This window comes from Rhodococcus sp. PML026, from assembly GCF_000963615.1.
GTDB lineage: Bacteria > Actinomycetota > Actinomycetes > Mycobacteriales > Mycobacteriaceae > Rhodococcoides > Rhodococcoides fascians.
Window position 1 is genome coordinate 236,718 of sequence record NZ_KQ031376.1, and the last position, 14,433, is coordinate 251,150.

Genomic DNA, 14,433 nt, shown 5'->3' on the forward strand with positions numbered 1-14,433 from the left:
GATGTTGTTGGCCGCCGATTCGACGTCGAACTTGTTGAGGAACCACATCCGCTGTTGCGCCAGCGACAGCGGAATGTGCTGCGGACGCTGCTGCGGTACCAGCGGCGGCCTGCTGCCGGTGGCGACCAGAGTGCCCAGTCTGGCTGCGAGGTCGGCCACCGAGGACGCGTCGAACAGCTCGCGAACGGCGATCCGGGTGTCCAGCGCGACGCCGAGTCGGGACACGAGTTGCGTGGCGATGAGCGAGTTTCCGCCCAGCTCGAAGAAGTCGTCGTCGAGACCCACGCGCTCGACGCCGAGCACCTGGGCGTACACCTCGGCGACGGTGCGTTCGATGTCGTTGGTCGGTTCGCGGTACTCGGTGACCTCGAATGCGGGGTCGGGCAACGCCTTTCGGTCGAGCTTTCCGCTGGCGCCGAGCGGGAACTCGGGCAGCACGATCAGTGTCGACGGCACCATGTACTCCGCCAGACGGCCGCGTAGCGCCGACAGAACGGCTCCGGTGTCGACCGACACCCCCGAAGGAACCACGTATCCGACGAGTTGGTCGCGGCGGACCACGACTACGGCTTGAGAGACCGACCGCTGGGCGAGCAGCGCCGTTTCGATCTCACCCAGTTCGATGCGCAGGCCGCGCAACTTGACCTGGAAGTCGGAACGTCCGACGTATTCGAGCTCGCCGTCGCGATTCCAGCGCACGACGTCGCCGGTGCGGTACAGCCGCGCGCCGCCATCGGCGAACGGGTGAGCGACGAACCTGTCCGCGGTCAGGTCGGGGCGTCCCACATAGCCGCGCGCGAGCTGGGTGCCGGCGAGATAGAGCTCACCTGCAACACCGACCGGGGTGGGATGCAGTCGCGAATCCAATACGTAGACAGCGGTGTTCCACACCGGAGCACCGATCGGCATGACGTCGGAGTCCGAATCCGTGACCGCGTGGTACGTCACGTCCACGGCCGCCTCGGTCGGTCCGTACAGGTTGTGCAGTTCCACCGAGGCGACCGCACGCCGCAGTGCGCGAGCGGTGGTGGGCGGTAGCGCCTCGCCGGAGGCGAACATCAGTCGGAGCGAGGCTCCCGCGCTGCGACGCCGCTCGACTTCGGGCACGAACACCGACATCATCGACGGCACGAAGTGCACCACCGAGACACGTTCGCGTGCAATGACATCGAGCAAGTAGATGGGATCTCGGTGACCGTCGGGAACGGCGATCACCACCGAGGCACCGACCTGGAGCGCCCAGAAGAACTCCCACACCGACACGTCGAACGTGGACGGCGTCTTCTGCAGCACCACGTCGCGCGGAGTCAGGGCGTATTCGCCCTGCATCCACAGCAGTCGGTTGACGATCGCGTCGTGCGACACCCCGACACCCTTGGGACGGCCCGTCGAACCCGATGTGAAGATGACATACGCGAGATTCCGCGAACGCAGTGGGGCGCGTCGGTCGTTGTTGCGCAACGGTTCCGACGACAGGTTAGAAGTATCGAGCGCGTCGATGTCGATCGTGTCGACGTCGGGGAATTCGACGTGATCGCGCACGGTGGACAACACCCGGATCGGTGCCGCGGTGGCCACGATGTAGTCGTTGCGATCCGCCGGTTGGGTCGGGTCGATCGGCACGTATCCCGCCCCGGCCTTGACGATCGCGTACATGCCGACGAACAGGTCGAGGCTGCGGGCGATCGCGAGGCCGACCAACGTGTCGGGCCCGACGCCCAGCGAGACCAGATGGCGCGCAAGACGGTTGGCGCGTGTATCGAACTCGGCGTACGTCAGCCGCTCACCCTCGAAGACCAGCGCAGTTGCGTCCGGGGTCAGGGCGACCTGTCGGTCGAACAGGTCCACCAGAGTGATGTCGGCGGGGACCTCGTGTTCGGTGTCGTTCCATTCCGCCACCACGCGGTCGTGCTCGCCGTCGTCGAGCAGATCGATGTCGCCGACGGCCACCGACGAATCGGCCACCACGGCCGTGAGCATCCGTACGAACCGGTCGGCGAACCCGCGAACGGTCTCGGCATCGAAAAGGTCTGTCGCGTAGGTCAGTTCGGCGGCCATGCCCTGTCCGCGGCCGTCCAGTCCGATCGACTCGGTCACGGTGAGCTGCAGGTCGAACTTGGCGATTTCGGCATCGAGGGCGACACTGTCCACCGACAGGCCCGGCAGGTCGACGTGTGTTCGGGTGAGGTTCTCGAACGAGAGCATGACCTGGAACAGCGGGTGTCGAGCCTGCGACCGCGACGGGTTGAGGACCTCGACCAGACGCTCGAACGGTAGATCGGCGTGGCCGAAGGCTCCGAGCGCGACTTCGCGCGCGCGGCCGATCTGTTCGGAGAACGTGCGTCCGGAGTCGATGTCGGTGCGCAGAACGAGCGTGTTGACGAACATGCCGACCACGTCGTCGAGCGCTGCGTCACCGCGGCCGGCGACCGGAGTACCGATGGCGATGTCCTCGGTGCCCGACAGTCGGGCCAGCAGCACGGCCAGTGCGGCGTGGACGACCATGAACAGCGATGCGTTGTGGGTATGCGCCAGAGCGGACAGGCCCTGGTGCACATCGGCAGGCACGTCGAATCCGATGGAGGAGCCCTGGTAGGACTGGCGACTGGGGCGCGGCCGGTCGGTCGGCAGATCGAGCTGGTCGGGTAGGCCGGCGAGGATGTCGGCCCAGTAGTTCACCTGACCGGAGATCAACGACTGCGGATCGTCCTCGGAGCCCAGAACCGAACGCTGCCACAGGCTGTAGTCGGCATACTGCACTTCCAACGGCATCCAGGCCGGGTTCTCCCACGCGGTGCGCGAGGCGTAGGCGATCATGATGTCTCGGGCCAGCGGTCCCATCGACCACCCGTCGGCCGAGATGTGGTGCACCACCATGGCGATCACGTGTTCGCGTGGGCCGATCTCGAACAGTCGGGCCTGGATCGGAACGTTGACGGTCACGTCGAACGTCGTCGACGCGAGCGCAAAGACCTGTCGCTGAATGTCGGCGGCCGAGGTCGGAATCGGCATCAGGTTCGGCACCGTCTGAGCGGCGTCGAGAATGGACTGCTGCGGTCCGTGCGCGGTGTCGGGATAGACGGTGCGCAGCGACTCGTGCCGGTCGATCACATCCATGATGGCGACCTGCAGTGCCGCGACATCCAGGTCGCCGGTCAGCTTCAGCGCGAACGGAATGTTGTATGCGGCGGAGTCGACGTCGAACCGGTTGAGGAACCACATGCGTTGCTGCGCAAGCGACAACGGGATGCGCTCCGGCCGGACGGTCGCGACCAGTGCAGTCCGGCCGCCCTCCCCCGCCGCCTGTTCGACGCGCACCGCGAGCAGTGCAACCGTCGACGCCTCGAACAGCATGCGCACCGGCACGGTGGCGTCGAGTGCCACTCCGAGCCGCGAGACCACCTGGGTGGCGATCAGCGAGTTACCGCCGAGCTCGAAGAAGTCGTCGTCCAGTCCTACCCGCTCGACGCCAAGGACGTCGGCGAAGACGTCGGCGACGATCTCTTCGATCGGTGTCGTCGGTGCGCGGAAATCTCGCACCTCGAACACCGGCGCAGGCAGTGCGCGCCGGTCCAGCTTTCCGTTGACCGTCAGCGGAATCGTCTCCAGCGCAACGAACGCCGACGGAACCATGTACTCCGGCAACAGTTCGGCGATACCGGTTCGCAGATCCTCGAGGTCGAGGGTAGGCCGACCGTTCGCCACCGCCGAGACCACGTAGGCGACCAACCGGGCCGCCCCGGGTGAATCCTCACGGACGACGACGGCAGCCTGGGTGACGGCGGGGTGCGCGGTGACCGCGGCCTCGACCTCGCCCAACTCGATTCGGAAGCCGCGCACCTTGACCTGATCGTCGGAGCGGCCCAGATATTCGAGCTCGCCCGACGCGTTCCACTGCGCCAGATCGCCGGTGCGATACAGCAACGACCCGGCATCGGAGCCGGAGGCGAACGGATCGGCCACGAACCGCACCGCGGTGAGCGGTGCGCGTCCCAGGTATCCGCGCGCCAATTGTCCACCGGCAACGTACATCTCGCCGGGCACCCCGACCGGGACCGGATGGAGCCGGGTATCGAGAACGTAGACGCGCAGCCCAGCGATCGGCTTGCCGACCACCGATGCGGTCGTGGCGACGGACGCGGAGCCCAACGCTTGATACGACACGTGCACCGTGGTCTCGGTGATGCCGTACATGTTGATCAGCTGCGGTGCACGATCGCCGTGCCGCTCGAACCAGCCGCTCAATCGACGCTGTTCGAGGGCCTCGCCGCCGAAGATCACGTAGCGCAGAGACAGCTCGCCGCCGGTCGAGGCCGCCGTGCGATCGGCCTCGGACAGTTGGTAGAACGCCGACGGAGTCTGATTGAGCACCGTCACCCGTTCGTCCACGAGCAGCTGATGGAACGCCTCGGGTGAGCGCGAGGTGAAGTAGTCGACGACCACCAGAGTGCCGCCGTACAGCAACGGACCCCACAGTTCCCACACCGAGAAGTCGAACGCGTAGGAATGGAACATCGTCCACACGTCGTCGGCTCCGAAGCCGTAGACCGCATCGGTGTTCGCGAGCAGCCGAACCACGTTGCGGTGCGGCACCAGAACACCCTTGGGGCGACCGGTCGACCCCGAGGTGTAGATGACGTACGCGACGTTGGTGGGGCGAAGCGGGCGAATGCGATCGATGTCGGTCACCGGTGCGCCCGAGATCGACGACAGATCGACCGTGTCGATGTCGACGAACGTTGCGCCGATGCGAGATTCGACGTCCGCGGGCAGCTCGATCGGGTCCGTTCCCGAGAAGAGAATCGATGTCGGACGCGCATCGTCGAGCATGTACTCGACGCGGTCCAGCGGGTAGCTCGGATCGACGGGGAGGTAACCGCCACCGGCCTTCACGACCGCAACCAGCGCGACGACGAGTTCCGCCGACCTCGGTAAGGCGACCGCGACGAGGCTCTCGGGGCCGACGCCGTGTGAGATCAGTACGCGGGCAAGGCGATTGGTCCGAGCATCGAACTCGGCGTACGTCAGCGACGTGTCGCCGAAGCGCACGGCCACTCCGTCCGGCTGTGCCGAGGCCGCAGCGTCGAGCAGGTCGATCAACGTCACGTCGCGAGAGACGTCCGGCCCGGACACGTTCCAGGTGGACACGACGGACTCGTATTCGGCGGCGTCCACGATGTCGACGTCGCCGACCGGAACCGACGCGTCGGTGGTGACTGCGTCCAGAATTCCGAGGAAGCGCCGCGCGAAGCTGTCGACCAGATCTGCGTCGAACAGATCGGTCGCGTACTCGAACACCGCATCGATACCCGCGGCAGTTCCGTCGACCTGGTGCTCGGTGAGCCAGAGCTGGAGGTCGAATTTCGCTATCGGGACGTCGAATTCGGCGGCCACGGCGCGGAGCCCGCCGACGGTGAGTTCACGAGACATGGCCGATTCCAGGGAGAGCGCCACCTGGAACAACGGGTGCCGTGATGTCGAGCGGACCGGATTGAGAACCTCGACCAGGCGCTCGAACGGAACGTCGGCATGCGCGAACGCCGACAGGTCCGTGTCGCGGACGCGAGCGAGCAGCTGCTCGAACGACAGTGCCGGATCGACATCGGTACGAAGTACCAACGTGTTGACGAACATTCCGACGAGGTCGTCGAGTGCAGGCTCACCGCGACCGGCCACCGGCGCGCCGATGGCGATGTCGGTGGTGCCGCTCAGTCGAGCCAGCAACAGCGCGTACGCCGACTGCATCACCATGAACAGCGACGAGTTGTTCGCGCGGGCGAGATCGGCCAGAGCACTGTGCAACCGGGCCGGAATCTCGATGCGCAGCTTGCTGCCTGCGTTGGACGACACGGCGGGGCGGGGCCTACTCGACGGCAGCGCCAGCTGATCGGGTAGATCCTCGAGTGTGGCACTCCAATAGGCGATTTCGCGTGCAGCGAGCGAATGCGGATCGGTTTCGGGACCGAGTACCGCACGCTGCCAGAGCGCGTAGTCGGCGTACTGGACCTCGAGCGGCGTCCACTCGGGAGCGCGGCCCTGTATCCGGCTCGAGTAGGCCAGCAGGACGTCGCGCGCCAACGGTCCGAAGGAGGCTCCGTCGGCAGCGATGTGGTGCAGGACCATCGCCAGTTCGTACTCGGTGGGCGACATCTCGAACAGCGCGATTCGGAACGGCGTGTCGATGGTGACGTCGAAGCCCTTGGCCACCAACTCGTGCAGTCGGCCACCGAGCTCGTGCCGTTCGATGCGGATCGGGGTGATCGTGGCCGGTGTCCTGGCCGCGTTGAGCACGACCTGCTCGGGCGATCCGTCCACTTCCGGGTACACCGTGCGCAGCGTCTCGTGTCGTTCCACGACGTCCGCGAATGCGGCCGACAGGGCACTCACGTCGAGTGGACCGCTCAGATGGACCGAGAACGGCAGGTTGTACACCGCAGTGGCCGGATCGAACCGGTTGAGGAACCACATGCGTTGCTGTGCAGGCGAGAGTGGGATGCGCTCGGGGCGTTCCCGGGATTCGAGGATCGGGGTGTCGGATCCGCGGCCGGCAGCCGACTCGGCCCGGGCAGCCAGTGCGCCGACGGTGGGGGCCTCGAACAGCTCGCGCACTCCCAGGCGTACTCCGAGTGCGCCGCCGACTCGTGTCACCAACTGTGTGGCGATCAGCGAGTTGCCGCCGAGCTCGAAGAAGTCCTCGTCCAGACCGACCTTGGACGCGCCGAGCAGGTCCTCGTAGATTCCGGCGACGACGTATTCCGCGCGGCTCTGCGGTGCTCGGTACTTCTTGGCGCTGGTGAACACCGGCTCCGGCAACGCTTTTCGATCGAGCTTTCCGCTGGTGTTGAGCGGCAGCGCATCGAGCACGACCACTGCTGCGGGAACCATGTAGGACGGCAGCGCATGCCCGGCGAATTCGATGGCCTCGGCGGAGTCGATGGACTTCCCCGGCCCGGCGACGACGTAGGCGACGAGTTGGTCGCCGGTAACCGTCTGCACGACCAATGTCACTGCCTGCGAGATGGATTCGTGTGCGAGCAGCACGGTTTCGATCTCGCCCAGCTCGATGCGCTGGCCACGGAACTTCACCTGGAAGTCGGTGCGTCCGATGTAGTCCAGCACTCCGTCGCTGCGCCACCGAACGAGGTCGCCGGTGCGATACATCCGCTCTCCGGCGTCGCCGAAGGGGTTGGCCACGAACCGATCCGAGCTCAGGTCGGGGCGACCCACGTAGCCCCGCGCCAGCTGGACGCCCGCGAGGTAGAGCTCGCCCGCTTCTCCCACCGGAGTGGGTCGCAGCCGGCTGTCCAGTACGAAGGCGCGGGTGTTCCACTCGGGCACACCGATCGGGACGGTTCGCGTGTCCTGTGGGCTGCTCTCGTGGTACGTCACCGAGACCGCCGCCTCGGTGGGACCGTAGAGGTTGTGCAGTCCCGCGGCGCAGACGGATCGGAATGCTGCTGCCGTCTCGACCGGAAGCGCCTCGCCGATCACGAAAACGTGACGCAGCGAAGCACAGGTGTTGGCCGGCGCGTTGGCGACGAACACGGTCAGCATCGAGGGCACGAAGTCGGTGACCGTGACGCAGTGTTCGGCGATCCTGTTCGCCACGTAGACCGAGTCGCGATGCCCGTCGGGGGTGGCGAGCACCATCGTCGCGCCCACTCGCAGCGGCAGGAAGAAACCCCACAGCGAGACGTCGAACGTCGTCGCCGTCTTCTGCAGATAGACGTCGGTGGTATCCATCGGATACTCCGCCAGCATCCACTCCATCTGATTGTGGATGGCGGCGTGCTCCACGGCGACGCCCTTCGGGCGGCCGGTGGAGCCGGAGGTGTAGATGACGTACGCGGTGTTCGAAACACGAAGCGGCGCAATCCGTTCCGCGTCTCCGACCGGAGCGGACGACCGGGCGGACAGGTCGACCAGATCGACGGCGACCGTCTCGGTGCCCTCGGGCAGCGACACGTCGTCACGCGACGAGATCAGTACGCACCGAGGCTGCGCGGAATCGAGGATGTAGGCCGTGCGTTCGGCAGGATGATCCGGGTCGATCGGTACCCATGCTCCGCCTGCCGCCACGATGGCGTACATGCCGACCACAAGATCGAACGAGCGTCGAATGGACAAGCCGACAAGAGTCTCCGGGCCGACGCCCATGTCGATCAGATGGCGAGCGAGGCCGTTCACCCGCGCCGACAGTTCTCCGTAAGTCAGGACGTCGCCCTCGTACACCAGAGCCGTGGCGTCGGGACGAGCTGCCGCAGCAGCCTCGAAGGCGGTGAGCAGAGTGCTGGGCGTGGTCTCGTGTTCGGTGTGGTTCCACTCGGAGACGACCAGTGCGCGCTCGGATCCGTCGGTCAGAGCCAGGTCCCAGACGAGGTCCGTCGGGGCTGCCGCCACGAAACGGCCGAGGAAGTCGACGAACCGCTCGTGATTGCGGCCGGACTGATCGGGGCCGTACAGGTTGGGGTTGGACTCGAAGTCGATGTGGGTCGTGGCCCCGGCGACGCTCGTGTAGAGGTTCAGTCCGAAGTCCTCGATGAGGCCGGTGGAGAGGATGTTGATTCCGCCGACCATCGATCCCAGGCGCACCTCGCCGAAGAACAGCATGATGTTGACCCAGGGACCGAAGAACGCAGCTTGACCGCTTGCGCCGCCGGCGTCGCGGCGAATGTCCTCGTGCCGGTACCGCTGGTGGCGCAGTGCACCGGAGACCTCGGCGTTGACGCGCGCCAGCATCGTTTCGACGGTGGTGTCGCCCGAGACGTCGAACCGCAGCGGCACTACGTTGGACACCATGCCGCCGGAGCGGCGCAGAACCGCGGTGGTTCGCGCAGTCACCGGCAGTGACAGCACGACGTCCTCGCGGCCGGTCATCTGGGCCAGATACGCCGCGAACGCGGCGATGACGATGGTCGCCATCGTCGTGTCGGTCTCGGCGCGCAGGGCATCGAGACTGCTCATCGTGTCGGCAGACAGAGCGGTGCTGTCGATCTGACTCTTCGGGGCCGGCGGAGCGGTGTGCCCGGCGAGGGTGGTGACTCCGTCGATTCCGTCGATCCGCGACGCCCAGTACTCGCGATCGGCCTGGAAGCGGCTCGAATCGCGGTAGGACATCTCGATGTCGTAGACCTTGGTCAGATCCGAGGCCAGGTTCTTCGTCGGTTCGGTGCCCTCGACCTCGGACGTGTACAACTCCGCAGCGCGGTTCATGAAGGTCACGGCACCGAAGCCGTCGAGAACGACGTGGTGCACGCGCTCGTACCAGAACCAGACATCGTCCTCGATACGCAGGACGGTGGCGGCGATCAGTCGATCGCGAAGAATGTCGATCGGAGCGCTGTAATCGGCGTGCATCCACTCGAGGGCGGCCGCGCGAGGGTCGTTCTCGCCGCGCAGATCCACCAGTCCGAGCGAGTCGTCCAGGGTGGGGTCGACGATCTGTCGTGGCTCCGCGTCGATCTCGGTGATACGGACGAAACCGGACTGCAGTTCGAGGGCTGCGCGTGACGATGCGCGCCGCAACAGTTCGACGTCGAGATCACCGCGCAGTTCGACGTACTGCGCGATGTTGGCGGGTACCGAGGGGTCCACGTGCTGCGCGAACCACATCCCCAATTGGGCCGGTGACAGTGGGAACGAGGGATGCTGCCGACTGTCGACTCCCGTGTCGTCGTCTCCAGCACCTTCCACACCTAGCGGGTCCAATCGATTCCTCTCTTTCCCACAATCACACGCGCCCCCACCGGCCGCCGAAGCGGCGGACAACGATGGGCACCGAACACATCGAGCAAGCTGACTACGTCGATCTCTATTTTCTCACCATGAACAACTCGGAAGTTACCTTTCAGTACTTATCCGTCGAGATGGGCCGGACCGTTACATGCCCAGCACGCGTCGAGAGCACCCGCCCCCGTACGTGCAGAACCGGTGGCTGGATTCGGCACCCGGCCAATCTACAGGCCCGCACGCGCGGAGTTCGTCGGTTGTCACGCCGTCATGTCGAAAGCGGCAATCACCTTGGTAGGTACCAAACGAACGATCAATTCGCCCGGAACTCCGTTGCGTCTGCCGAACTCCTCCCCTCTGTCGCGGCCCATGTACCGCGCTCCGATCTCGGTGGCCGTACGCACCAGTTCTCGGGGATCCTCGTCGATCGAGGCAACGCCCTGCACCTGCACGAACCCGTACGGCGGCTCTTCGAGATCGACGGTCAACACGATCCGAGGGTCCCTGCGAATCGCTCGCCCCTTGGCGGTATCGGCTCCGGTGTTGAACACGATGGAATCGTCCTCGACGACGAACCAGATCGGGGCGACCAGGGGCCGTCCGTCCGAAGCGAGGTAGCCGACCTTTCCGGTGCGGGTACCTGCCGACAGAAACTCTCGCACGCGTGGATCGGTGAAAGACGTCATCGACGTCACGCTACTCGGCCGGACCGACAGGTTCACGTCACCGACGAACTCGGCCAGGACGTGCCGCCCGATCGACGATGCTAAGCCGGGCCGACGTGGGTGAGCAGACCCGCGCAGATCGTGGCCCGCACCTCCGTGTCGGCCAGATCGTGCGCCGAGCGATGCACCGGGTGCTCTTCGAGAACGACGATGTCCGCGACGTCCCCGACGCGGAGCGCAGCGCGGTCGCCGCTCGCCGCTCGCAGTGCCGCGCCGAGAGGAACCGATTCCTCGGCATGCCACGGCGGCCGGTCGTCGTCGGTTCGGAATACCGCCGCCGCAACGCCTGCCAGTGGCTCCGGTGGACTCACCGGAGCGTCGGAGCCGAAGAGCAGCGTGGCACCGCTTCGATGTAGCGACCCGTAGCCGTAGGCCACCGAGCGTCGACCTGCCCACAGATCCTCGGCGATGTCGCGATCGGCCATGGCGTGCTGCGGCTGCACCGACGCCGCAACGCCCAGCGCCGCGAAGCGTGCGATGTCTTCGGGGACGAGCTGCTGCGCGTGTTCGATACGACCTCCGCAACCGGCCCGCTCGAACGCATCGAGCGCAACACCGTTCGCCCGGTCACCGATCGCATGGACAGCAGAGGTGATTCCGCCGCGAGCTGCGCGAGAGACGAGCTCGTACAGTCCGTCGTGGGTCTCGAGCAACAGTCCGTAGGCGTTGTCACCGTCGACGCCCGGGTAGCGATCGTGACAGCAGGCCGTTCTGGTGTTCAGCGAGCCGTCGAGCATGACCTTCAGCGGTCCGCGCCTGATCATGTCCGAGACGGCCGAGACGTCGCCGGTGCGCTCCCCACGATCGAGCGCTTCGTCGAGCCACTGCGGCCACACCGTGGTGTCGACGCGCACTGCGGGAGATCCGGCCGACAGGCGTCGATCCCAGACCGTCCGGTTGTCGGCGAACTCGAAATCGACGACGCCGGTCACTCCGCGGACCGCCAGTGCCGCGGTGGCGTCGAGCACAGCTCGGTCCAGCTCGGCCGGGTCCTCCAAGGCCTCCAGCGCCATGACGGCCTCGAGACCGTCGACGTCACGAAGCACTCCGGTGGGATGGTCGATACCGAGATCGCGCAGCAGCGCCGGACTCAGCCACAGCGTGTGCAGGTCCATGCTCGTCATCGCCACACGCACACCGGGCAGCGCGTTCTCGAGCAGGTCCTTGTGTGGTTCGTCGGGCCACTGCGCGTCCCGAAACCCGTTGGCGCGCACTACGGAATCGCCTGCTGTGCGCGCATAGGGAAACACCAGTGCCACGGCATCGGCCGCCGACGAGGCCGGCCCGACGTCGATACGCCGCCGCGCCGCTGCCCATTGCGTCAGATGAACATGACTGTCCACGAAACCCGGCAGGGCCACTCCCCCCGCCCCGTCGACGACCTCGACGCCGCGGGTGCGATCGCTTCCGGCCGGGGTGATGGACCCGATGGTCGAGCCGACGAGTTCGATGTCGAAGAGCACGCCGGAATCATCCAGTGCGACATTGGCGATAATCACTCCTGGGACTCTAGAGCGTCGCCCCCGACGCAGGCGCGCATGCCATCCTCTTGCAATGAAGACAGAGCCTGTGGCGATGCAGACAGATCGGACCGACCCCGTCGGATATCACGCGACCGTCACGGTGCGGTGGTCGGACATGGACGCATTCGCGCACATCAATCACGCCCGGATGGTCACTCTGCTCGAAGAGGCGCGCATCGAATGGCTGCTCAGCGAGGGCGAGGCCAACGAAAGCCTGATCAAGAGTGCGTTGATCGCGAACGTCACCATCGCGTACAAGAAGCCGCTTCGGCACTCGGACGGTCCGCTCGACGTCACACTCTGGTTCGAGAAGGTACGTGCGGTCGATTTCACCATCGGCTACGAGGTACGGGCAGCGGGCGCGGCCCCGGATTCGCCGCCTGCGGTGGTGGCGACCACTCGCATGGCGATGGTCGACGTCGGGGCGGAGACTCTGCGCCGGATAGCGCCCGAGGAGAAGGCCTACCTCGCGCGCTGGACTCGCTGATACTCCGCCGCGCGATCTGCGAACCACCGCACCGCCTCCGGATCGTCGACGGCACTGGTGTCGAGAGCAGTTGCCTCGGCAGCACCTTGGAACATTTTCTTGAGCGGCACTTCGAGCTTCTTACCGGTCCGCGTGTGCGGGATCGCGGGCGTTGCGACGATGTCGTCGGGAACGTGCCGCGGGGACGCCTGTGTCCTGATGACGGCAACGATGCGCTCGCGTAGCTCCGCGGTGAGCCCATCCGGGACCACCACGAACAGCGGCATCCAGTATCCCCCGTCGGGCTGTTCCATGCCGAGCACCAGGGCCTCGGTGACCTCGTCGAGAGATTCGACGGCCTGATAGATGTCTGCGCTTCCCATTCGAATCCCGTTGCGGTTCAGCGTCGCATCGGAACGACCGTGCACGACGACGCTGCCGCGTTCGGTCACGGTGATCCAGTCGCCGTGCCGCCAGATGCCCGGATAGGTATCGAAATACGCGTCCCGATAACGGGTTCCGTCGGGATCGTTCCAGAACCGCACCGGCATGGACGGCATCGGTTCGGTGACGACCAGTTCGCCCACTGCGCCGTGCACCGAGTTGCCTGCCTCGTCGTAGGCGTCGAGCGCAACGCCCAGGAACGGAACCGACAACTCGCCCGCCCAGACCGGCACGGTCCGCACTCCCCCGGCGAACGCCGACACCACATCGGTACCACCGGAGATCGAGAACACCGGTACGTGGGCTCCGACGTTCTCCGACAACCAGATCGACGACGTCGCGGGCATCGCAGACCCGGTGATCCCGATGGCGCGCAGGCTCGAGAGATCGTGATCGGCACCGGGGTGTGCGTCCGCCTTGATGCACGCGAGGACGTACCCGGGGCTGGTACCGAGGTACGTCACACCCTGCGCGGCCGCAATGCCCCACAGCGCATCCGTTCTCGGGAACGCTGGATTTCCGTCGGTGGACACGATCGTGGCACCGACGAGCAGACCGGCCACCTGGAAATTCCACATCATCCAGCTCGGGCTCGTGTACCAGAAGAACACATCGTCGGGTCCTAGATCCGAGTGCAGTGCAACGGATTTGAGATGCTCGAGCAGCACGCCACCATGGCCGTGCACGATCCCCTTGGGTCGTCCCGTCGTCCCCGACGAGAACACGACCCACAACGGGTGATCGAACGGCACTGCGACCGGAGCGAGCTCGCGTGGTGTCGCGGTCGCGTCCGCCCAGCTCAGCGACGTCGCCGCGGTTCCCACAGTCCCGGCAGCGTCGCCGATGGTCACCACAGTGCGAACCGTCGGCAGTCCTTGAGCGAGGGTGTCGACGTCCGCACCTTTGTCGCGGAAGGCCCCTCCGTAGACGTACCCCGACGCGGTGATCAACGCCGCGGGATCGAGCTGCCCCAGTCTGTCGAGCGCTGCCGCCGCCGAGTAGTCCTGCCCACACGCAGCCCATACCGCGCCGAGACTTGCTGTCGCCAGGAAGGCGATGATCGCCTCGGGCACGTTCGGCAGGTACCCGACGACGCGGTCGCCTCGCCGGACGCCCGCGTCGGACAGGGTGCCCGCCAACGCACCGGCCTGGGCGATCATCTCGGACCACGTGACGGTCCGCGTCGAACCGTCCTCGGAGGCATGAACGATGGCGGCTCGATCTCCTCGAGCGTGCCGGACGACCTGATCGACGTAATTCAGCTCGGCACCCGGGAACCACTGCGCCCCCGGCATACCGTGGCCCTCGAGCACCGACTCCGGCTCGATGGTGGAGCGAATGTCGAAGTAGTCCCACACCGCTGTCCAGAACGATTCGATGTCGTCGATCGACCACCGCCACAACGCTGCGTAGTCGGGCAGCGTCACCTCGTGGCGCTCCTCGACGAACCGGGTGAACTCGGTGACCCGAGCGTGCTCGACATCGGTATCGGTGGGCGTCCACAGCGCACTGGTCATGGACGTCAGTATGTCAGCCCAACGGCTGG

The 14,433-nt window shown here is 66.2% G+C and carries 4 protein-coding genes and 1 pseudogene; 1 reads left to right on the plus strand and 4 read right to left on the minus strand.

The features are described from left to right. Positions 1 to 144: 144 nt before the first annotated feature. From VF34_RS25910 to VF34_RS20690, 3 genes and pseudogenes are all read right to left on the minus strand, one after another. Positions 145 to 9,693 (minus strand): annotated as a pseudogene (locus tag VF34_RS25910) (amino acid adenylation domain-containing protein); the annotation flags it as partial. A gap of 296 nt (positions 9,694 to 9,989) precedes the next feature. Next, positions 9,990 to 10,415: a PPOX class F420-dependent oxidoreductase gene (locus VF34_RS20685; RefSeq protein WP_027496298.1), complete on the minus strand. Its 426-nt coding sequence runs from the start codon at positions 10,413 to 10,415 to the stop codon at positions 9,990 to 9,992. A gap of 80 nt (positions 10,416 to 10,495) precedes the next feature. Then, positions 10,496 to 11,953, minus strand: coding sequence for an amidohydrolase (locus VF34_RS20690; protein WP_032373899.1), 1,458 nt, complete (start codon positions 11,951 to 11,953; stop codon positions 10,496 to 10,498). Positions 11,954 to 12,029: 76 nt separating this feature from the next. Here VF34_RS20690 and VF34_RS20695 point away from each other — a divergent pair, with 76 nt between their 5' ends. After that, positions 12,030 to 12,464, plus strand: coding sequence for an acyl-CoA thioesterase (locus VF34_RS20695; protein ID WP_027496292.1), 435 nt, complete (start codon positions 12,030 to 12,032; stop codon positions 12,462 to 12,464). Here the strand turns inward: VF34_RS20695 and VF34_RS20700 are convergent. Next, positions 12,440 to 14,404, minus strand: a complete 1,965-nt coding sequence (locus VF34_RS20700; RefSeq protein WP_032373900.1) for an acetoacetate--CoA ligase — start codon at positions 14,402 to 14,404, stop codon at positions 12,440 to 12,442. The two genes, VF34_RS20695 and VF34_RS20700, sit on opposite strands and share 25 nt — an antisense overlap. Positions 14,405 to 14,433 lie beyond the last annotated feature (29 nt).